The following is a 21,070-nucleotide window of genomic DNA, read 5'->3' as shown; positions in this document are numbered from 1 at the left end:
TTTGCAAAAGAAAGCTGCCAAAAGGCAGCTAAAATAAAAATGAGGCGTATATCTCATATAAATATGAGACATTTATGTCAATAATGACAAAAATTATTATGAGGGTAATTGGGTATTAACTTCATACTGAACTTTATTTGAGATAAAAGCAAGATCCTTTTAAAAGAATTTTAGCTTAGTTTGATCTTATCGATGATCAAAATAATTTTATCTTAAATAAGAAAAATGAAATTTCACATAAGGAAGCGGGGATTGTAATGGAAGATCGATTAAGGAAGAATATTGAGAAAAACAGGTATTGTTATTATCACAATACCTGTTTTTTACTATAGGTTATGATTTCTGCTGATATTGTTCGATTGCGTGAATAATACCTTGACTATCGAGACCTAAGTCCGCAATAAGCTCTTCTTGGCTGCCTTGCGGTATAAAGAAATCAGGTAAACCAAGATTTAATACAGGTATCATCTTATGTTCGCGCATCAGGAATTCGTTAACACCACTGCCTGCACCGCCCATAATGGCATTCTCTTCTAGCGTGACTAACATGTCATGGCTGTTTACCATATCGAGGATCAGTGCTTCATCTAATGGTTTAACAAAGCGCATATCAACAACGGTTGCATTAAGCGCTTCGGCAGCGTCGAGCGCATGTTTGAGTAATGTACCGAAGCAGAGGATGGCAATTTTTTCCCCTTGGCGACGAATGACCCCTTTACCAATTGGTAGTGGTGCAAGAGGTTGTAATTCTGCTCCAGTGCCTGTTCCGCGAGGGTAGCGTACCGCGCTAGGGCCATCTTTATAATGGTAACCAGTATGTAGCATTTGGCGGCATTCATTTTCATCACTTGGCGTCATGATAACGAGTGTTGGAATGCACCGTAGGTAAGAGATATCAAATGCCCCTTGGTGAGTTTGGCCATCAGCCCCAACAATCCCCGCACGATCAATGGCAAATAAGATAGGGGTTTTTTGAATCGCAACATCATGGATCACTTGATCGTAACCGCGCTGCAAGAAAGTGGAGTAAATCGCGACGATCGGATTATAACCACCGATAGCTAAGCCAGCGGCAAAGGTAACGGCATGTTGCTCGGCGATGGCGACATCGAAGTATTGGTTAGGGTACTCTTTGGAAAAACGCACCATTCCTGACCCTTCACGCATAGCCGGTGTGATAGCCATGAGCTTATCATCGTTTTGGGCTTCTTCGCATAGCCAATCCCCAAAAATCTTAGAAAATGTAGGACGGGTCTCTTTACTCTTAGGCAGGGTAAATGTGCTTGGATCAAATTTAGGAACAGCATGCCAACTGATCGGATCTTTTTCAGCAGGCTCATAGCCACGACCTTTTTTGGTCATGATATGTAAGAACTGAGGCCCTTTCAGATCACGCATATTTTTCAAGGTTTGCACAAGCGCAACGACATCGTGACCATCAACAGGGCCGATGTAGTTAAAACCTAACTCTTCAAACATGGTGCCAGGAACGACCATGCCTTTGATATGTTCTTCTGTTTTCTTTAATAGCTCTTTAATCGGCGGCATATTAGAAAACACTTTTTTACCACCTTCACGCAAAGTGGTGTAGAGCTTGCCAGAGAGCAGGTGAGCAAGATGGTTATTCAGCGCCCCAACATTTTCAGAAATCGACATTTCGTTATCGTTGAGGATGACTAACATATCAGGAGCAACATCACCGGCATGGTTCATGGCTTCAAATGCCATACCCGCAGTAATCGCACCATCCCCAATGACACAGACGGTTTTGCGGTTTTTATCTTCTTTTTCAGCGGCAATGGCCATACCTAAACCGGCACTAATTGAGGTTGATGAGTGACCAACGCTCAATACGTCATATTCGCTTTCGTCACGCCAAGGAAAGGGATGCAAACCATTTTTTTGACGAATGGTATCAATGCGATCTCGGCGACCTGTTAAAATCTTATGGGGGTAGGCTTGATGGCCCACATCCCAGACAAGGTTATCGAAAGGAGTTTTATAAACATAATGTAATGCAACGGTGAGTTCAACGGCGCCTAAACCAGAGGCAAAGTGACCGCTAGATCGACCAACACTACTAAGTAAAAATTGCCTGAGTTCATCACACAGCTTCGGCAGGCTTTCTTTCGGCAGCAGACGTAGCTCTTCCGGTGTTTCTGCCAGCGCTAGTGTTGGATACTTAGCGATATCAATACTCATTAGGGGGCCCACGACTATTTATAATTGTTAATAAGGTAATAACGCTGGTTAATTCCAGCGTTTGAATTTAGCTATTATGCCACTTTTATTATCAATAGTATGAATAGAAAGCAGCATTGTATACTCGTTATGATCTCGATGGCAGCGTTATTGACTATGTTCACGCGTGCTGACCATAGATTTTTGTATGATCCTAGCAACTTGTTCGCTTCTCGCCTAGCCGCATCTTTAATCGTTTGAGAGTATGTAAGATTAGCTTTTACGCTCGATAATGAAATTCGCTAGGGCGACTAAAGTTTGTGTATTATAGCCTTCTGCTTCAATGGCTTTTAACGCTTCCAACGCATTATAATACAGCTCGCGAGCTTTTTCTTGAGCCGCTTCAAGTCCAAGCAAAGATGGATACGTGCTTTTCTCATGCTCAGCATCAGCGCCTTGGCGTTTGCCTGTCACTTCACTATCACCAATCACATCCAAAATATCATCTTGTACTTGGAATGCGAGGCCAATAGATTCTGCATACTTATCTAATGCAGGTAGTGCCTTATGTCCTTTTATTCCAGCGGCATAAGCACCCATACGAATAGCTGCTCGTATTAATGCACCCGTTTTGTGTTGGTGAATACGTTCAAGGGCTGCAAGATCAACACGCTTGCCCTCAGCCTCAAGGTCGAGTGCTTGACCACCACACATACCCGCTAGACCACTGGCATAAGCGAGTTCTGACAACATAGCAATTCGGTCTTTGTCAGTAACATCAGGCATTTCTGCGGAAGACAGTAGCTGGAAGGCTAATGTTTGTAGCGCATCACCCGCCAAAATGGCATTCCCTTCACCAAATTTGATATGGCAAGTGGGTTGCCCACGCCGTAGGTCATCATCATCCATAGCAGGGAGATCATCATGAATTAATGAGTAGGCGTGAATACACTCAACCGCTGCCGCTGGCGCATCAAGATTAACAGAATCGACACCCAGCATGCTTCCTACAGTATAGGTCAAAAACGGGCGTAGGCGTTTCCCCCCAAGTAGTGCACCATGTTTCATGGCAGCGGCAAGGGGTAAATCAGAGAAAGGAAGCGCATCTAAGGCATTTAGTAAATACTGGTTAACTCGCTCATACGCTTGTTGTTGCTGTATTGTGAAGCTATTAGGGTGTTGTTCGGACATAATTTATTCGGTATCTGGTGAAAAATCATCAAGAGCTTTATTTTCATCATCGCTAAGCAGGATTTGCACGCGTTGCTCAGCCTGTTGCAGGACTTTTTGCCCTTGTTTAGCGATTTGGATGCCTCGTTCAAACTCATTGAGCGCATCTTCAAGTGGTAGTGAGCCAGACTCAAGGCGAGAAACAATTTCCTCAAGTTCTTTGAGTGAGTTTTCGAAGCTAACTACAGGTACTTGCTGAGATTTTTCTTTAGCCATCTTTCTTTAACCACAAATATTTAATCATTCAATCAAAGGATTGTATTAATTGAGCAGACTAACTTAGTCTCGCGCTGGATACAATTTATTATTGGTGTTTTTAGATTCAACACACAAGATAGTGCTATAATACGCCTCTTTATTGACAATTGGTAACCTGTACGTGTGTCACTTTTAAAATACGTTCACTTGCCCCTATAACATTAACATGCTGCTATTATGAAGTTTATCATTAAGTTATTCCCAGAAATTACGATTAAAAGCCAGACCGTTAGGCTACGTTTTATTAAGATCCTTACCAGCAATATCCGTAATGTCCTGAAGCCGTTGGGCGAAGAAATCGCGGTTGTCCGTCATTGGGATAACATTGAAGTGCGTGTTAAAGGGGAAACGAAACACGACGAAATTTGTGACATGCTGACGCGCATTCCCGGTATTCACCATGTGTTAGAAGTTGAAGAAAAGCCGTTCACCAGTTTGCACCATATTTATGAGATGGTGCATGACTCTTATGCGCCTTCGCTAGAAAATAAAACTTTCTGTGTGCGCGTCAAGCGAAGAGGGAAGCATGAGTTTACTTCTATTGAGGCGGAGCGCTATATCGGTGGTGGCTTAAATCAACATATTCCTTCTGCGAAAGTGAAGCTGACAGCCCCCGATGTTACGGTGCATTTAGAGATAGAAGACGAAAACTTGATCCTCGTAAAAGCACGCTATGAAGGTATTGGTGGTTTCCCTATTGGGACGCAAGAAGATGTATTATCACTGATCTCTGGGGGCTTTGACTCTGGGGTATCAAGTTATATGTTGATGCGCCGTGGTTGCCGTGTTCATTACTGCTTCTTTAATCTAGGTGGAGCGGCTCATGAAATTGGTGTTAAACAAATTGCCCACTATCTCTGGAACCGCTTTGGTAGTTCCCATAAAGTCCGTTTTATTGCGGTTAATTTTGAGCCTGTTGTGGCAGAAATCTTAGAAAAAGTAGATGACGGACAAATGGGCGTTGTCTTGAAACGCATGATGGTCCGTGCCGCTTCAAAGGTTGCTGAACGCTATGGCGTTCAAGCGATAGTGACAGGGGAAGCATTAGGGCAGGTATCAAGTCAAACATTGACCAATTTGCGTTTGATTGATAATGCGTCTGACACTTTGGTGTTGCGTCCTCTTATCTCTCATGACAAAGAGCATATCATCAAAATTGCCCGTCAAATTGGCACAGAAGATTTTGCGAAAACCATGCCTGAATATTGTGGTGTGATTTCGAAAAGCCCTACTGTTAAAGCAGTGAAAGCGAAAATTGAAGCGGAAGAAGCCAATTTTGACTTTAGTATCTTAGATCAAGTCGTTGAGCAGTCACAAAATATTGATATTCGCCAGATAGCCCAAGAAAGCCGTGAACAAGTCATGGAAGTGGAAATGGTGAGTGAGCTTGCGCCTGAGCATGAAGTGATTTTAGATATTCGCTCTACGGACGAACACGAAGAGAAGCCATTATCCATTGAAGGGATTGAGGTTAAGCATATCCCGTTTTACCGCTTGGGTACTCAATTTGGCGATTTACCAAAAGATAAAACCTACTTGTTATATTGCGAGCGCGGGGTGATGAGCCGTTTACAAGCTCTTTATTTGCAAGAGCAGGGGTTTAATAATGTAAAAGTCTATCGCCCGTAACCAAGTCATGTCATAACTAAGATAAAGGCCGAACGGTATCATCGTATCGGCCTTTACTATTACTGCTCTAAATAATCATTAATCCCATTAGGTAAAATTAATTGAGATGCAACCTTGCCGGCGATATCGCGGCCAACCAGCAACTCAATCAATTTCAAGGCGAAATCAAAGGTTGTTGCTGGCCCTTGGCTCGTTAATAAGTTGACACGCTCATCAAAATAGACTCGCTTATCAACCCATTTATTTGCCGCAATTTGATTTTTCATCGTGGGATAACCTGTCATATTCCCGATTGGAAATAACTGGTGGTATTCCAATACCAAAGCAGGAGCGGCACAAATCGCGGCTACAATTTTACCATCAAGGTGCATTCTCCTCGCTTTTTCCACGACTAATGGGCTGTCGCGGAAGGTTTCGGCTCCTTTTACTCCACCGGGAAGAACAATCGCATCAAAAGGTTCATCAGCCACCTTGATAATTGGGGTATCAGCGACAATTCTGACGCCTCTAGAGGCGGTTATTTCAATAGAGCCATCGTCAGTTACACTTGCTAATGTAACCTTGATCCCTGCTCTTACTAATAAATCAGCAGTGGTTACGGTTTCGATTTCTTCACTACCATTGGCGATGCATATCAGTACGGAAGCCGTCATTTTTTTCTTCTCGCTGTTTAATAAAATGGTACAAACGATCATTCTCTGGTGTGCTTAGGCCATGCGCTCTTGCTTGTTTAATGAGATAGCCTGTAATGTAGTCGATTTCGGTTCGTCGCTTATTACGAATGTCTTGTAACATTGAGGAGTAGTTACTCGCCGTACTGTGAATAATGCCATAAATATAGTCAACAAGCTGGGCTTTATCAGTATGCAGTCCTTCAATAGCCATCACTTGGCATATTTCATCAATTAGCAAATTAATTTGCTGTGAATGATTGAGTAAATCACCATTTTTACAATTATGAAGAATAGTGAGAGGATTTATCACACAGTTGACGGCAAGTTTCTTCCAACACGTCGTCAGGATCTGGTTATGCCATGCGACATCTGGAAGGGCCTCATGCAAAATATCGGCAATGGGGTAGTAATTTTCAGCCAGTGAGTTAACGGCTCCGATATGGGTTATACCATTAGCGACATGAAAAACTTGGTTGTTTTCTTGCCAAGCTGCGTGGGTGGTGATGCCGGATAAAAAAGGATGGCGTAAAGTGCCTAACTCATCAAGTGTCCCCATGCCGTTATGAAGTAACAGGATCGGGCAGGCGTCTGGTATATTATGCAGTAAAGGCAGTAGCGCATCGGAGACTTGCCATGCCTTCAAACACACAATAACTAATTCACTGTTTTGTAAATGATTGAGGTTGTTGCAAGGGATCCATTCACGAAAAATACGGCCATCGGGTTCGTTGACATCAACAAATAAGTCAGATTGCGCTATACGTAGCCAGCCTTGTATATCGTGCCCTTGCTGACTTAACGCGGCGAGCCATAATTTACCAATAGCACCACAACCGATAAGCGTTATTTTCATATTCCCCCTCTGGGTATTAGTCAGGTTCAAGCCAATAGTTATTTAATGGTCAGTTTTAACCCTTTCAAATTGCAGCTAGGTGTTAAAATCGTCATCTGATGGGTAAACACATAGCCAATGGTGCTGCGCTTGAAGCTCGACGAGTATAGATGCTTGTAAATTCATATATCAAGTATAGTGCTTTTGCTCTTAATAGAAAGAAGCTATCATGCATCACATTGATTATCAGGAGGTCATAACCATGCCATCATTTGATATTGTATCTGAAGTAGAAATGAATGAAGTGCGTAATGCGGTTGAAAATTCCGAGCGCGAATTAACCACCCGTTGGGACTTTAAAAATGTGGCGGCAAGCTTCGAACTCAATGAGAAGAGTGAATCTATCAAAGTAACGAGTGAGTCGGACTTTCAAGTTCATCAGTTGTTAGACATTTTACGTGAAAAAATGGCAAAGCGTGGCATTGATGGCGCTGTCTTGAATATTCCCGATGATGTTGTGCACAGTGGCAAAACTTACAGTGTTGAAGTGACGTTAAAGCAGGGGATTGATGCGGCAACGGCTAAAAAAATTGTTAAGTTAATTAAAGATAGCAAACTGAAAGTTCAAGCTCAGATCCAAGGTGAGCAAGTGCGAGTGACAGGCAAATCACGTGATGATTTACAATCAGTGATGGCACTTGTCCGTTCTGGCAACTTAGGCCAGCCATTCCAGTTTACTAACTTCCGTGACTAATAGGCACAACAGCCCGCTGCTGGTATTGCCGCGGGCTATTTGTATTAATCTTCACCTTTAATTATTGCTTCTAGTTGTTCTCGCGTTGTCAGTTTCCTATCCACCTTCACATAAACGCCCATTTCATCGGGAATAATGACGGCTTCTAATACACCCGGCAGCGTGGAAAGTTGAGCTTGTAACTTGTCGATATTTTTAAATCGATGAGGTAAAACAAGACGAATACTGCTGACATAAGGAGGCTGCCGCATGGTCAGACTCACGATAAACCAAATGGCTGTTAAGGCTAGCCCGCCAATAAATACGGCTGCCGCTCCATCCATATCATAGAGCCACCCACCGAGTATGCCGCCTATCGCCACACCTAAAAACTGGCTGGTGGAATAAACCCCCATTGCGGTTCCTTTATAGCCAGCGGGAGCTTCTTTACTGATCAATGAAGGGAGAATGGCTTCCATAATATTAAAGGCGACAAAAAATAGCTGTAATCCTAAAAAGATCACCCACAGATGGTTTCCCGATAACCATAAAGTGACCTCAGCTAACGCCAAGATAAAAATACATAGTAAAAACACCTGTTTCATTTTTCGGTGTTTTTCAGCATAGATAATAAAGGGAAGCACTGATACAAAGGCGATCAGCATGGTAATCAGATAAGCCTTCCAGTGATCTTTTGCCAAGTATCCCGCATGAGTCATGATTAAGGGGAAGGCAACGAAGCTCGACATAAGCAAAGTATGTAGGCTTAAAATGCCAAAGTTGAGTTTTAGCAACTGGGGGTTCGTTATGACTGTACGCAAATTCTCTTTTACGAAAGCGGATTCGCGGTTAGTCATATGCTGATGGCTATTAGGCACCACAAACAGGGTGACCACAATAGCACCGCCCGCTAGTAGGGTGATCCCCCAAAATAACCCACTTAATCCAACCCAGTGGGTGACGATTGGTCCTAGGACTAATGCGATAGCAAAAGTGATGCCAAAGCTAATCCCTAAAAAAGCCATGGCCTTGGTACGATTCTGTTCGCGGGTAAGGTCAGAAAGTAATGCCATAACGGCAGCAGAAATCGCTCCAGCACCTTGTAAGGCACGACCAATAATGATCCCCCATATGGAGTCACTAAGTGCGGCGAGTACGCTACCAATGATAAATATCATCAACCCAACTACGATTAAAGGTTTACGGCCAATTTTATCTGACATCAAGCCGAAAGGGATTTGGAAGATGGCTTGGCTTAGGCCATAAATACCAATCGCGACCCCGACCAAAAGCTCTGATGAATCTTTAAGGTGAATACCATAACTGGTTAATATGGGTAATACCATAAACATCCCTAGCATTCTTAGGGAAAAAACAGAGCCTAGCCCCCATGTCGCACGTAATTCGGAGCGGGTCATCTTGTTATCATTCATGGTAAAGCCTCGGGTATAGACGAAAAAGGTTATTCTATTGGGGAACCTAGAGGTAGGTAAATGAATATTTAATCATTATTAATAATCAATAATGATGTTATAAATGAAAACGGCAGGACTGGCCTGCCGTTGGGAGTTATTGTGTCAGAAATTATCTAACTAAAGCTATAACAGTATCGGTTGAAACTGTTGGGTCAACTGACATCATGACACTCAATGAAGTGATCGCCACAATGGAGAAGATAAACAGTTTACGAGCCCAAACACGGTCATCATTTTCGGTTTTAAACCCAGAAATTGCCATGCCAAGCCACCAAAGACTGACCGCAGCACCCACAACCAGATATTTATAACCAGCGTATCCGCTGATAGCTAACATGAGTGTGGCAACCATGAATGCCAAGATGTATAAGAAGATATGTGTCTTAGCGACAGAGATCCCTTTAATTACAGGCAAAACAGGAATATTAGCTGCTTTATAGTCTTTAAAACGGAAAATCGCGATGGCATACGAATGAGGCATTTGCCACAAGCTGAAAATCAATAACAGGATCAATGCACCTGTATCGAACTCATTTGTGACAGCGCAATAACCGATAACCGGTGGAGCTGCGCCAGATAAACTACCAATTAGCGTGCCATAGACTGATTTACGTTTCATATATAGGCTATAAATACCTACATAAACTACGAAACCAATTACCGCAAGGAGCATTGCCAGAGCATTTGCTGCTACAAGAAGTAGCAGCATGCCAGCAATACCTAATGCAGCGGCGTAAATCAGGCTAATTTTCGGGTCAATCAGCCCTTTAACTAAAGGGCGATTCTTCGTTCTTTCCATGATACGGTCGATATCACGGTCGATATAGTTGTTAAAAACACAACCAGAAGCGACGACCAGTGATACACCCAGCAAAGTCGCAATAAACAGCGGGTAATCAATCGAGCCTTTTGAGGCGAGAAGAAAACCGCCGATCACAGAAATTAGATTTCCGAAAATAATTCCTGGCTTGGTCACTTGCAGGTATTGCTTAAACATATCGGCAACTCTTTAGTCGAGCATCATATTGATGTTCAGGTTGTACATAATCCACAGAGAGCCAATGACAACGATACCGATGATTAGCATAGTGAACAGGAATGCAATCAGGTTCCAACGCTCATCTGATGATGTGTTCATGTGCAAGAAGCATACTAGATGAACGAGGATCTGTACAACAGCCATACCCACAACTGTCCAAAGGATAGTGGCTTGTGATGCTGTACCTTCCATCACCATCCAGAAAGGAATCACTGTCAATATGACTGACAGAACAAAACCAATCACGTAAGTCTTCATGCTACCGTGGCTTGCTCCAGTATGAGCATCTTTTGCGTGACTCATTTAAATTGCCCCCAGAAGATAAACAACGGTAAATACACAGATCCAAACAACATCTAAGAAGTGCCAGAATAGGCTCAGGCAGTTCAGACGCGTTTGGTTCACCTCAGTTAGGCCACGGCGTGAAACTTGGATAATCATGATGATGATCCAAACTAGACCACAAGTCACGTGGATACCGTGAGTTGCAACCAGCGTAAAGAAGCCAGACAAGAAGCCACTGCGGTCAGGACCATAGCCTTCTGCAATTAGCTCATGGAACTCATAAACTTCCATGATAACGAAGCCAAGGCCTAACAGGAAAGTGACAAACAGCCATAAGTTAACGGATGCAATTTTACCTTTATGCATGGCTAACATTGCAAAGCCGTAGGTGATACTACTGAATAACAGTAGGAAGGTTTCACCTAAAACGAATGACAGGCTGAAAATGTCTTTACCTTCAGGGCCGCCGGCAGTGCCGTCAGCCAAGACAACATAAGTTGCGAATAAACAGGCGAACAGAATCAGGTCACTCATTATGTAGAGCCAGAAACCAAATACCTTAGTTCCGCCTGCATCATGGTGCCCATGCTCTGCATGGGCCAAGTTTTGATTAGTCATTGTATTAGTTGACATCGTTCACACCTGCCTTACGTAAGTCTTCAAAGTGCTTATTCTCGATTTGCTCGATTTCGGCCACAGGTACGTAATAATCAACATCTTCGTCGAAGCTTTTTGCAATCCAAGTAACAATCATGCCAGCGAAACCAACGATTGCGAGCCACCAGATGTGCCAGATCATCGCGAAACCTAAAACCAAGCTGAATGCAGCGATGATCACGCCAGCGCCTGTATTTTTCGGCATATGAATTTCTTCATATTTAGCAGGACGCTTATGAGCGGTACCTTTTTCTTTCATATCCCACCAAGCATCACGAGTTTGGATGTTTGGCTCGATGGCAAAGTTATAGAATGGCGGTGGAGAAGATGTTGCCCACTCCAGTGTACGGCCACCCCATGGGTCACCAGTTAGGTCACGGTTTGCATGACGGTCACGGATACTCACGATGATTTGGATAACTTGACACAGGATACCCAGCGCAATCAGTCCAGCACCACATGCAGCAACAACGAGCATCGTGTGATAAGCCGGATCAATATTTTGGCTTAAACGACGAGTCATTCCCATAAAGCCAAGGATATATAGCGGCATAAATGCTAAGAAGAAACCAGTGATCCAGAACCAGAAGGCACGGACACCCCATTTTTCATTTAGCGTAAAGCCGTAAGCTTTCGGGAACCAGTAAGTCATACCCGCGAAACAACCGAATACCACACCACCAATGATAACGTTATGGAAGTGAGCAATCAGGAATAAACTGTTGTGCAGAACGAAGTTTGCACCAGGTACTGCAAGTAGAACACCTGTCATACCACCGACAGAGAAGGTGATAATGAAGCCGACAGTCCACAGCATCGGTGATTTAAACTCAATACGACCTTGATACATGGTGAACAGCCAGTTGAAGATCTTAACCCCTGTTGGGATTGCGATAATCATCGTGGCGATACCAAAGAAGGCGTTGACGTTTGCTCCCGAGCCCATCGTAAAGAAGTGGTGCAACCAAACGATGAAGGACATAACGGTAATAACGATAGTTGCCCACACTAACGAGGTGTAGCCAAACAGACGTTTTTTGGAGAACGTTGCCGCAATTTCTGAGAAAACACCGAATACAGGTAGTACAAGGATATACACCTCTGGGTGACCCCATGCCCAAATCAGGTTGATGTACATCATCATGTTACCGCCCATATCATTAGTAAAGAAATGGGTACCTAGGTAACGGTCTAATGTCAGAAGCGTCAGTGTAACAGTCAGGATTGGGAACGCTGCTACGATAAGTACGTTCGTACAGAGTGCTGCCCAGCTAAATACTGGCATTTTCATCATCGACATACCCGGTGCACGCATGCGGATAATTGTCGCGATAAAGTTAACCCCTGTTAATAGTGTACCAATACCGGATATCTGGAGACTCCAGAGCCAATAATCGACCCCGACACCCGGGTTGTACTCCAAGCCCGAAAGCGGCGGATAAGCTAACCAACCTGTTTGTGCGAATTCACCCACCCCTAACGAGATGTTAATCAGCACAACACCGACGACGAAGAACCAGAAGCTCAGTGAGTTCAGGAATGGGAAAGCAACGTCACGCGCACCAATTTGCAGAGGAACAACAAGGTTCATCAGACCGACAACAAATGGAGTCGCCATGAAGAAAATCATGATAACGCCGTGTGCGGTAAAAATTTGGTCATAGTGGTGAGGGTTTAAGAAACCTTCTTGACCAGCAGAAGCGAGTACTTGTTGACCACGCATCATGATAGCATCCGCGAAACCACGGAATAGCATGACCATTGCGACAATGATGTACATGACACCAATTTTTTTGTGGTCAACGGATGTCAACCACTCTTTCCACAACCACTTCCATTTACCGAAGTAGGTGATCGCACCAAGAAGCGCAATACCGCCGATAATGATACAAATCAGTGTCACGACGACAATTGGCTCATGGAGCGGAATAGCATCTAGTGTTAATTTTCCGAACATGCCCTTATTCCTCAGCGCCTGTATGAGCGTTATGGCTCATATGCATAGATTGACCTGCAGTTTCATCTTTCTTGTCTGCAGGAGCGTGACCTTTATGGTGCTCATGACCAAACTTGAGAATGATGTCTTCATACAGATTTGGTTTCACGCTAGAGAAGTAGGTTACAGGAACGTTCATGCTAGGTTTGGCGACTTCATCAAACGCTTGCATGGTATCCATAGTCTTAGGTGACGCTTTCACCTTTTGTACCCACTCATCAAAACCTTGGCGATCAGGTGTTGCGATAGCATTAAACTTCATATCAGAGAAGCCATGGCCACTGTAGCTTGCAGAGAAGCCTTTATAAGTACCAGGTTCATTAGCAATTAAGTGAAGCTTAGTTTGCATACCTGCCATCGCGTAGATTTGACCACCTAACGATGGAATGAAGAACGAGTTCATCACCGAATCAGACGTAATTTTGAAGTTGATTGGCACACCAGTAGGGAATGCGATTTCGTTAACTGTTGCAATGCCTTGCTCTGGATAGATGAAGATCCATTTCCAGTCAGCCGAAATAACTTCAATAGTGACAGGTTCCTGATCACTGACTAATGGCTTATAAGGGTCAAGCTCATGAGTCGTCTTCCAAGTAATAGTACCTAGAATGATGATAATGATGATAGGAACGGTCCAGCAGACTAACTCAATTTTATTTGAGTGAGCCCAGTTAGGACGGTAAGTTGCTGATTTATTGGATTCACGATATTTCATTGCAAAGATAAATGCCATGAAAATAACAGGAATCACAACAACGAGCATTAAGCCGATTGCAATAAGAATCAGCTCTTTTTGTTTGACGCCAACGGCGCCTTTAGGGTCCATCAACACCATGTCGCAACCACCTAATAATAAGGCGGCTACAACTAGCGAGATTGCCCCAATGCTTTTTTTGTAGTTCATAAGTCTCATCCACGACCCCAAATGACAAAGATTCTAATTGTCGTTTCATCAGTGGGGGCATTCTACGGTAAGGTTATGTGAGTGTAAACAATTGTAAGGTAAAGAAGCAGGATTGTTAGCTCTTTATGTTAATATGATCACATGTAAAGAGCTTATGATTAAAAAGTTAAAAGTCATGCAGATTATAGGTATATTTTGCTAAAACGAAGGTAATACTAAAATATCTTTGTCATTTTTCAAAGAAAAATATGTACAAAAGTGAGCAAAAAATGAAGAAACTGCTATGATTGTTAAATAAAATGATAGGTGAAATTACGATTTTTAATGCCGATAAGGCGGCTAGCACCACCTTACCGGCCAAAATAGCTAAGAAAAATTGTTACTTTCTTGAAAAGAAAAGAGAGTTTTTAAATTTTTCTATAAGTATTCATGTTGACTTAAGTGAGCTATTTAGAACGTATATTTTAATGTATAAATAATCGCATCTTGATAGAAATCTTCACCTAACTTGTTATCAGCGTAGCGATATTGAACACCTGCTGCTAAATTTGGTGTTGCATTCCACCAAAATGCTAATGCACCATTGACACCATCACGACCACCGTTACCGCTGCCATAACGTTTATGGCGTGCAAACTCCATTTCGTGCCAGTTAGTGATCATGAAATTCTCTTCAAACATTTTGAATCCATAACCAGCAACCCAGCCGACGACATAGCCGTTATTACCTGAATAAAACGATTGATCGACATAGTGCATTGCAATAAATGGTTTGAACCACAGGTCACCAAATGCAGTGTTGTATCCTAAACCATACAATGTATTGACTTCATGGAAATTACCACCATATTTAGCTCCTGGCAGTGACCAAGTACCATAGACGTGTCCATATACGTTAAAGCCACTGTCACCTAAATAGAAACGTCCCGTGGTTTTGATTGTATAACGTTGGTTACGACCTGGTTCAGTACGGCGTTTATGGAATGGGTTTTCCACATCAAAGAAGCCGTATAATTCCCCCCAATTGAAGTTAGCACCGCCTTCTAACTCAATGTAGGCAAAGTCTTTTTTACGAGAAGTGTATTCTGACTTAGTTTCGGTGCGGTGAGACCAGTCTAGATAGTTGACATTGATATCCGCGAAACCATTCTGATAGCCAAGAAAGCCGTCGTCTGCATTCGCTGTTCCAGCTAAAGATACGAGTGCCGCGGCGCAGAGAAGTTGTTTTTTCATAATATATTATTTTCGTTTGAGTATTAACGATATTTATTATTCAGCCGTGAGGCTGATTAGCCCTTAACGTGTGAGATATTAGGCTTTTCATTTGTAATTAAAAAATATATTTCATTGAATAAGTGATATACATCACGATATGACGCGAGGGATATCAATATTTGCTAGTCAGATCTAATTTAAAAGGTCAAGAAAAACCCGAAACAGATTTATCTTATTTCGGGATAATTACTCTAGTTATTAATTTTTTTGATTAATTAATAGCTTTTTTAACTACTTTCTTGACCGCAAAGAAATCAAGGCATCCACCAATAATCAAACTTAATGCCCCAATCCCAACGCCGGTATTGAAGATGCTATTTTGATATTCAGGCAAGGAAAGCCAAAGTGATAGATGAGTTGTAAACAGATAGATTTTGACAGATGAGAATGAGCTGATTAAGAGCGTTATTAGCCAAATAGCAAGGATGCTAATAGCTAGCAAGAATAAGTAAACCGCGATTTTGTAGGCTTTTGCATATTGTTCACGGCGCTGGAATAGCCCAGTTGTTTGGGTATAGATAAGCGATGTGCGGCAGGCAAGTAGCAGCAAGATCCCCGGTAGAGCAACGATAATCGAGAGTAAATAAAAGATTGGCCAATCATAAGCACTCACAAGAATACTGGCAACAGGGCCGATATATACGCGTCCTACTGCGGAAAGTGCAGATAGCAAAGCAAATTGTGTGGCAGAAAGAGACTTATTACATAAGGTCATCAATAAGGCAACAAAGGCGGCGGTACCCATTCCTGAGAAAAGGTTCTCAAGGAAAATAATTGTTCCCATAGTCATGATGTTAGGTGGCGTGACTGCAAGGAACCAATAGCCGATATTAGATACGCCTTGTAATATTCCGAAAATAAAGAGCGCGTTAAATAAGCTCATTTTTTTCATCAAATAACCGCCAAATAACGCCCCAATAATGGTCGCCAGCATACCTACTGTTTTATTGACAGTGCCGACTTCACTTAAGCTAAACCCTAGCCCATGCAGTAGAAAATTGGTGTTAAGTGCCATAACAAAAGCATCGCCCATTTTATAAAACACCAGTAACAGCAGGATCAACCAAGCATTGTTACGGCTGAAAAATTCAGCTAATGGTTCATAGATAGCTTTTTTTAGTGAAGTTGGTGGTGCGCCATTATCTTCAGGCTCTTTGGCAAGCAGCGTCGCTACAACACCGATTAGCATTAACCCCGCCATGAGTAGATAGAGCTGTTTCCATGTGAGAAAAGTATCTGCCATCCATAATGCTAATCCACCTGAAACTAACATACTGATGCGATACCCCATCACCGACACGGCGGCACCAAAACCTCTTTCCTCTGCACTGAGCAAATCGGTTTTATAGGCATCGAAGACAATATCTTGTGAGGCGGAGCAAAAGGCAACCATGACGGCAAGTGCTGCTAACCACCATAGGTGTTCGGATGGATTCATAAAACCCATCGCCCCTATGCTAATAATAAGTAGGATCTGTGTGGTGAGTAACCAACCTCGACGCCGACCAAAAAAAGGAGGCGTATATCTGTCCATCATGGGAGACCACAGAAACTTTAAAACATAAGCTTGACCAACAAGCGAAAAGAAACCGATTGTTTTGATATCGATGTTTTCAACTGTTAACCAAGCTTGTAATGTACCTGCGGTAAGGGCTAACGGAAGGCCGGAAACAAAACCTAATAGGATTAAAATGACTGAGTTAGGTAAAAAGGCACGGGACATAATCTTCCTATGATTGGTTATTTGTAAAATAGAGGACTTCCGTTATTGGTTGCTTATTGTAGTAATAGCACCACACTTTTAAGAGCCTATAGAAATAGGCTCTTACCGTATAATAATGTAAGGGCGATTACCGAGCGTTTTGTCTAATAAACTGCGTCAATTCTTGGTCATTTGCCATATCATTAATTAAATCTGTTAACGCGATATTGATCGCTTTTTCTATTTTATCGTTACTTGCACCAAGTAATTCTTGGTTGTTGTAATTACGCGTAAAAGTACGTGATTTCGTCGAGCCGTTAGGCGCTGTCGCATTAACGGTCACACTGGTGTTTACCGTGATATTGTGACGTAGACTGCCTTCAGTGACTTGGGCGTTTAATTGATTTAATTGTACGACTAAGTTAACACTCGCGGGTGACGACACCATAAAACCACGTGCTGCCATTTGTTTCTCAACCGCTTCTTGCATTAAATAGCGAGGATCACGCGAAGGTGACAAGACCACTAAACTCCCATTACGGTTGAGTTCCGTAAGTGATTTTGATGGTCGGTTATCAACGCTACTCACACTAATTGCGGTTGCATTGAGTGTCGGGTTGCGCGCAGGTAGCGTGATTTTGGGTTCGAGCGATAAAGTGTTATTGCTTGTTGCACAACCTGCTAGAAGAAATAGTGCAAAAAGTGGAAAACAAAGTTTTCTTAACATAATTTTTTCCAGTTAATCTTTCCTAATTGAGTCTGTTCCGTTATGGTGCAATCTAACGAACCCTGTTATGTTTTATAGGGTATAGTGCCATTGTGACGGATTTTCTAAAGGGTTAGACAACCATTTTAGAAAAAATTCGCCAAAGCGGGTATTTATCATATCATTGTAGAGTGATTGTCCTCTACCGTGACAAAAAAAGATAACAAAAAAAACGTAAATGTTGGTTGAAGAAAGGAGTTATTTTTATGGGGATAAATGCACCGCAGAATATGCAGTCACGTATTCAGCAAAAGTTGCATACAGCCTTTGAACCTGCTCATCTTGAAGTGATCAATGAAAGCTATCAACACAATGTGCCTGCTGGTTCAGAAAGCCACTTTAAGGTGGTTTTAGTCAGTGAAAAATTTGAAAATAAACGTATGGTTGGCCGTCATCGCGAAATTTATGCTATTTTGGCGGACGAATTAGCAGGAAGTATCCACGCATTAGCGCTCCATACGTATACCCCGACAGAATGGGGGGAATTGGCGGATACGGCATTAAATTCACCTGCATGTCGTGGTGGTGGTAAAACAAACGGCTGATTGACTCATTCTCTGTTTTACTGTCATTGTGATGAAATGATTCACATCATTTTACGATGTTGACATTAATTTCGATGAGCATTTTTTCTCCAATTTGCGTGGAGAAGACATTTTTTAGTCGGAAAAGTCACAAATAAAGCGGATTGATCGCTTCTTTTATCAGCTTTTCTCGACTCGGAGCATCTGCATCGGTATAATGTCGCGTCTAATTTTCAGTAAGGTTTCGGGACGCTTCTGATATCAGGGATGACCGTTGTGTAAGCAACGCCCCCGGTTCTGGAAGGGAGAAGGTCGTTATGATTTAATGACCAAACTCTGGAGTAGACCGATCACTAAGATTTTTTTTGAGGTAAGAAGATGCAAGTTTCTGTTGAAACGACTCAAGGCCTTGGGCGTCGTGTAACAATCACCGTTCCTGCTGCCGATATTGAAAAAGCAGTAAACAGCGAGCTGGTTAATGTCGCGAAGAAAGTACGTGTTGATGGTTTCCGTAAAGGGAAAGTACCAATGAACATCGTTAAACAGCGTTACGGCGCGTCTGTTATGCAAGACGTTCTGGGCGATGTGATGCAACGTAACTTCATCAACGCGATCATCGAACAAAAAATCAATCCAGCAGGTGCGCCTAGCTACAAACCTGAAATGCTGGAAGATGGTAAAGATTTTGTTTACTCAGTTGAATTCGAAGTTTATCCAGAAATCGAGCTGAAAGGTCTGGAAACTATCGAAGTTGAAAAACCAGTTGTTTCTGTAAAAGATGAAGATCTGGAAAACATGCTGGAAACGCTGCGTAAGCAACAAGCTCAGTGGAAAGAAGTTTCTGAAGCGGCAACTGCGGATTCACGTATCACTATTAACTTCACTGGCTCAATCGATGGTGAAGAGTTCGAAGGTGGCAAAGCAGAAGATTTCGCACTGGTTATGGGCGAAGGTCGTATGATCCCTGGCTTTGAAGATGGCATCGTTGGTCACAAAGCAGGCGAAGAGTTTGATATCGAAGTTAACTTCCCAGAAGATTACCACGCTGAAAACCTGAAAGGTAAAGCAGCTAAGTTTGCTATCGTTCTGAAGAAAGTTGAGCAACGTGAACTGCCAGAATTCACTGAAGAGTTCATCAAGCGTTTCGGTATCGTTGATGGTACTTTAGAAGGTCTGCGTGCTGAAGTTCGTAAAAATATGGAACGTGAACTGAAAAATGCAGTTCGTAACCGTATTAAAGCGCAAGTTTTAGATGGTCTAGTTAACGCAAACGAAATCGAAGTTCCTGCTGCTGTGGTTGATGGCGAAATTGACGTTCTGCGTCGTCAAGCTGCTCAACGCTTTGGTGGTAACGAGAAGCAAGCGATGGAACTGCCACGTGAACTGTTCGAAGAACAAGCAAAACGTCGCGTTGTTATCGGTCTGCTGTTAGGTGAAGTGATCAGCGCTAATGAGCTGAAAGCTGATGAAGATCGTGTTAAAGCATTGATCGAAGAAATGGCGTCAGCTTATGAAGATCCAGCAGAAGTTATCGAATACTACAGCAAAAATAATGAGCTGATGAATAGTGTTCGTAACTTAGCATTAGAAGAGCAAGCGGTTGAGAAAGTTCTTGAAGTTGCGAAAGTGACTGAAAAAGAAACTAACTTCACAGAACTGATGAACCAAGTTCAAGCGGGTTAATTTCGCTTTTTCAGTTGTGCAAATAATAAACCCGTGGCATTGCGCTGCGGGTTTTTTGCCAATTAGAGTTATCACATTTCAAGTTAGGGTGAGGGTGCCTAGATAGAGGCTGAGCTTGGGGTTTATTAGCCATTTGTGCTGCCTAAGATGGCTTACTTGTCGCTTTATTACCACTCGAATTATTTAAGGTAGGCGCACCAATCGTCTTGAAAATCACATTTTCGCCCTAATTTTATTATAAGCGCTGCGGTATATTCACATAAGATAGGCTGTTTGGTTCTCGGTTATCTGAAAGAACAAATCCGTGAATCCTTACAGACTTGTGTTAAACTATTTTATAGTGGGTCTTGTTTTCTACGGCGTCATTCGCTGTGTTCATGCTCATCTCTATTAACAGCTTTTTAGTTAACTTAAAAGAAATAACGAGATGAGATAATAGTGGAAATAGGCAAGATAGAGAATTTTTAAAGACAAACTGTTTGTTTGCTGCTTAGAATGCTTAAAAGTCGAACAAACAGCAAATTTAGGCGCAAGCACCAGATAGTTTTTAATAGGAGATTTCGATGTCATATTTTGGCGGTCAGGAAAATCTAGCATCCCAAATGGCTCTAGTGCCAATGGTCATTGAGCAGACCTCTCGGGGTGAACGTTCATACGATATTTATTCACGTCTGTTAAAAGAACGTATTATCTTCCTGACAGGTCAGGTGGAAGATCATATGGCGAACTTAATTGTCGCACAGATGCTATTTCTGGAAGCGGAAAACCCAGAAAAAGATATCCAACTTTACATCAACTCCCCTGGTGGTGTGATCACCGCAGGTATGTCTATCTATGACACAATGCAATTTATTAAGCCGGATGTCAGCACAATCTGTATGGGGCAAGCTTGCTCTATGGGCTCTTTCTTGCTGGCTGCGGGGACTAAAGGCAAACGCTTCTGCTTGCCGAACTCTCGTGTGATGATCCACCAACCATTGGGCGGTTATCAAGGGCAAGCGACAGACATTCAAATTCACGCTCAGGAAATTCTGAAAGTGAAAACTCGAATGAATGAATTAATGGCATTGCACACAGGTAAATCAGTTGAAGAGATTAATCGTGATACTGAACGCGATCGTTTCTTGTCTGCAGATGAAGCCAAAGAGTATGGTTTGGTCGACCATATTTATACTAGCCGTTAATTAGCTAGGATTTATCCATACTTAATTAATATTAAAGAAATTT

General features: G+C 42.5%; 19 protein-coding genes. 5 read left to right on the top strand and 14 right to left on the bottom strand.

What is annotated here, in order from left to right; all coding sequences use genetic code 11:
• Positions 1–333 precede the first annotated feature (333 nt).
• The 3 genes from dxs to xseB all read right to left on the bottom strand — a co-directional run bounded on the left by dxs (position 334) and on the right by xseB (position 3,627).
• A complete protein-coding gene (dxs, locus tag PR709_RS07790; RefSeq protein ID WP_004926988.1) occupies positions 334–2,202 on the bottom strand; it encodes a 1-deoxy-D-xylulose-5-phosphate synthase in 1,869 nt (622 codons plus the stop codon).
• Between the two features lie 252 nt (positions 2,203–2,454).
• The gene (gene ispA, locus PR709_RS07785) at positions 2,455–3,372 is read right to left on the bottom strand and encodes a (2E,6E)-farnesyl diphosphate synthase (RefSeq protein WP_004926990.1); all 918 of its coding nucleotides are present in this window, start codon (positions 3,370–3,372) and stop codon (positions 2,455–2,457) included.
• A 3-nt stretch (positions 3,373–3,375) separates the two neighbouring features.
• On the bottom strand, positions 3,376–3,627 hold the full coding sequence (gene xseB, locus PR709_RS07780; protein ID WP_004926992.1) for an exodeoxyribonuclease VII small subunit: 252 nt from the start codon (positions 3,625–3,627) through the stop codon (positions 3,376–3,378).
• A 219-nt stretch (positions 3,628–3,846) separates the two neighbouring features.
• Between xseB and thiI the strand changes: the two genes are divergently transcribed.
• Entirely contained in the window at positions 3,847–5,298 is a 1,452-nt protein-coding gene (gene thiI / locus PR709_RS07775) for a tRNA uracil 4-sulfurtransferase ThiI (protein ID WP_004926994.1), read from the top strand.
• 59 nt (positions 5,299–5,357) lie between these two features.
• On the opposite strand, the gene yajL is transcribed toward thiI, so the two are convergent.
• Positions 5,358–5,951: a protein deglycase YajL gene (gene yajL / locus PR709_RS07770; RefSeq protein WP_004926996.1), complete on the bottom strand. Its 594-nt coding sequence runs from the start codon at positions 5,949–5,951 to the stop codon at positions 5,358–5,360.
• The gene (gene panE / locus PR709_RS07765) at positions 5,914–6,825 is read right to left on the bottom strand and encodes a 2-dehydropantoate 2-reductase (protein ID WP_004926998.1); all 912 of its coding nucleotides are present in this window, start codon (positions 6,823–6,825) and stop codon (positions 5,914–5,916) included. Before panE ends, yajL begins: the two co-directional genes overlap by 38 nt.
• A gap of 241 nt (positions 6,826–7,066) precedes the next feature.
• On the opposite strand from panE, the gene PR709_RS07760 reads away from it, so the two are divergent.
• A complete protein-coding gene (locus PR709_RS07760; RefSeq protein WP_014656773.1) occupies positions 7,067–7,558 on the top strand; it encodes a YajQ family cyclic di-GMP-binding protein in 492 nt (163 codons plus the stop codon).
• A 44-nt stretch (positions 7,559–7,602) separates the two neighbouring features.
• Here the strand turns inward: PR709_RS07760 and PR709_RS07755 are convergent, their stop codons facing one another.
• The 9 genes from PR709_RS07755 to PR709_RS07715 form a co-directional block, all read right to left on the bottom strand.
• Positions 7,603–8,970, bottom strand: a complete 1,368-nt coding sequence (locus tag PR709_RS07755) for an MFS transporter (RefSeq protein WP_004927003.1) — start codon at positions 8,968–8,970, stop codon at positions 7,603–7,605.
• 151 nt (positions 8,971–9,121) lie between these two features.
• Positions 9,122–10,009, bottom strand: a complete 888-nt coding sequence (cyoE, locus tag PR709_RS07750; protein ID WP_004927005.1) for a heme o synthase — start codon at positions 10,007–10,009, stop codon at positions 9,122–9,124.
• Positions 10,010–10,021: 12 nt separating this feature from the next.
• Positions 10,022–10,354 carry a cytochrome o ubiquinol oxidase subunit IV gene (locus tag PR709_RS07745; RefSeq protein ID WP_004927007.1) on the bottom strand — a complete coding sequence of 111 codons (333 nt, stop codon included), beginning with the start codon at positions 10,352–10,354 and terminating at the stop codon, positions 10,022–10,024.
• Positions 10,355–10,969, bottom strand: a complete 615-nt coding sequence (locus PR709_RS07740; protein WP_004927009.1) for a cytochrome o ubiquinol oxidase subunit III — start codon at positions 10,967–10,969, stop codon at positions 10,355–10,357.
• A complete protein-coding gene (gene cyoB / locus PR709_RS07735) occupies positions 10,959–12,950 on the bottom strand; it encodes a cytochrome o ubiquinol oxidase subunit I (protein WP_004927011.1) in 1,992 nt (663 codons plus the stop codon). The genes PR709_RS07740 and cyoB overlap by 11 nt, the downstream gene beginning before the upstream one ends.
• Positions 12,951–12,954: 4 nt before the next feature.
• On the bottom strand, positions 12,955–13,902 hold the full coding sequence (gene cyoA, locus PR709_RS07730) for a cytochrome o ubiquinol oxidase subunit II (protein WP_004927013.1): 948 nt from the start codon (positions 13,900–13,902) through the stop codon (positions 12,955–12,957).
• A 441-nt stretch (positions 13,903–14,343) separates the two neighbouring features.
• Positions 14,344–15,126 (bottom strand): nucleoside-specific channel-forming Tsx family protein, encoded by a 783-nt coding sequence (locus tag PR709_RS07725; protein ID WP_004927017.1) that lies wholly within the window; start codon positions 15,124–15,126, stop codon positions 14,344–14,346.
• A gap of 253 nt (positions 15,127–15,379) precedes the next feature.
• Positions 15,380–16,891 carry a muropeptide MFS transporter AmpG gene (gene ampG / locus PR709_RS07720; protein WP_004927019.1) on the bottom strand — a complete coding sequence of 504 codons (1,512 nt, stop codon included), beginning with the start codon at positions 16,889–16,891 and terminating at the stop codon, positions 15,380–15,382.
• A gap of 127 nt (positions 16,892–17,018) precedes the next feature.
• Positions 17,019–17,597, bottom strand: a complete 579-nt coding sequence (locus tag PR709_RS07715; RefSeq protein ID WP_014656771.1) for a YajG family lipoprotein — start codon at positions 17,595–17,597, stop codon at positions 17,019–17,021.
• Positions 17,598–17,842: 245 nt separating this feature from the next.
• Between PR709_RS07715 and bolA the strand changes: the two genes are divergently transcribed.
• From bolA to clpP, 3 genes are all read left to right on the top strand, one after another.
• On the top strand, positions 17,843–18,181 hold the full coding sequence (gene bolA, locus PR709_RS07710) for a transcriptional regulator BolA (RefSeq protein ID WP_004927022.1): 339 nt from the start codon (positions 17,843–17,845) through the stop codon (positions 18,179–18,181).
• A 357-nt stretch (positions 18,182–18,538) separates the two neighbouring features.
• Positions 18,539–19,843: a trigger factor gene (gene tig / locus PR709_RS07705; RefSeq protein WP_004927024.1), complete on the top strand. Its 1,305-nt coding sequence runs from the start codon at positions 18,539–18,541 to the stop codon at positions 19,841–19,843.
• A gap of 563 nt (positions 19,844–20,406) precedes the next feature.
• Entirely contained in the window at positions 20,407–21,027 is a 621-nt protein-coding gene (gene clpP, locus PR709_RS07700) for an ATP-dependent Clp endopeptidase proteolytic subunit ClpP (protein WP_004927029.1), read from the top strand.
• Positions 21,028–21,070: the final 43 nt, after the last annotated feature.

Source organism: Providencia sp. PROV267, assembly GCF_028477825.1.
GTDB classification, from domain to species: domain Bacteria; phylum Pseudomonadota; class Gammaproteobacteria; order Enterobacterales; family Enterobacteriaceae; genus Providencia; species Providencia stuartii.
This window is presented reverse-complemented; position numbering and strand designations above follow the sequence as displayed.

Bases quoted from the DNA above. Each gene is read 5' to 3' on its own strand.
- dxs (WP_004926988.1), bottom strand. From the start codon at position 2,202: ATGAGTATTGATATCGCTAAGTATCCAACACTAGCGCTGGCAGAAACA.
- ispA (WP_004926990.1), bottom strand. From the start codon at position 3,372: ATGTCCGAACAACACCCTAATAGCTTCACAATACAGCAACAACAAGCG.
- xseB (WP_004926992.1), bottom strand. From the start codon at position 3,627: ATGGCTAAAGAAAAATCTCAGCAAGTACCTGTAGTTAGCTTCGAAAAC.
- thiI (WP_004926994.1), top strand. From the start codon at position 3,847: ATGAAGTTTATCATTAAGTTATTCCCAGAAATTACGATTAAAAGCCAG.
- yajL (WP_004926996.1), bottom strand. From the start codon at position 5,951: ATGACGGCTTCCGTACTGATATGCATCGCCAATGGTAGTGAAGAAATC.
- panE (WP_004926998.1), bottom strand. From the start codon at position 6,825: ATGAAAATAACGCTTATCGGTTGTGGTGCTATTGGTAAATTATGGCTC.
- PR709_RS07760 (WP_014656773.1), top strand. From the start codon at position 7,067: ATGCCATCATTTGATATTGTATCTGAAGTAGAAATGAATGAAGTGCGT.
- PR709_RS07755 (WP_004927003.1), bottom strand. From the start codon at position 8,970: ATGAATGATAACAAGATGACCCGCTCCGAATTACGTGCGACATGGGGG.
- cyoE (WP_004927005.1), bottom strand. From the start codon at position 10,009: ATGTTTAAGCAATACCTGCAAGTGACCAAGCCAGGAATTATTTTCGGA.
- PR709_RS07745 (WP_004927007.1), bottom strand. From the start codon at position 10,354: ATGAGTCACGCAAAAGATGCTCATACTGGAGCAAGCCACGGTAGCATG.
- PR709_RS07740 (WP_004927009.1), bottom strand. From the start codon at position 10,969: ATGTCAACTAATACAATGACTAATCAAAACTTGGCCCATGCAGAGCAT.
- cyoB (WP_004927011.1), bottom strand. From the start codon at position 12,950: ATGTTCGGAAAATTAACACTAGATGCTATTCCGCTCCATGAGCCAATT.
- cyoA (WP_004927013.1), bottom strand. From the start codon at position 13,902: ATGAGACTTATGAACTACAAAAAAAGCATTGGGGCAATCTCGCTAGTT.
- PR709_RS07725 (WP_004927017.1), bottom strand. From the start codon at position 15,126: ATGAAAAAACAACTTCTCTGCGCCGCGGCACTCGTATCTTTAGCTGGA.
- ampG (WP_004927019.1), bottom strand. From the start codon at position 16,891: ATGTCCCGTGCCTTTTTACCTAACTCAGTCATTTTAATCCTATTAGGT.
- PR709_RS07715 (WP_014656771.1), bottom strand. From the start codon at position 17,597: ATGTTAAGAAAACTTTGTTTTCCACTTTTTGCACTATTTCTTCTAGCA.
- bolA (WP_004927022.1), top strand. From the start codon at position 17,843: ATGGGGATAAATGCACCGCAGAATATGCAGTCACGTATTCAGCAAAAG.
- tig (WP_004927024.1), top strand. From the start codon at position 18,539: ATGCAAGTTTCTGTTGAAACGACTCAAGGCCTTGGGCGTCGTGTAACA.
- clpP (WP_004927029.1), top strand. From the start codon at position 20,407: ATGTCATATTTTGGCGGTCAGGAAAATCTAGCATCCCAAATGGCTCTA.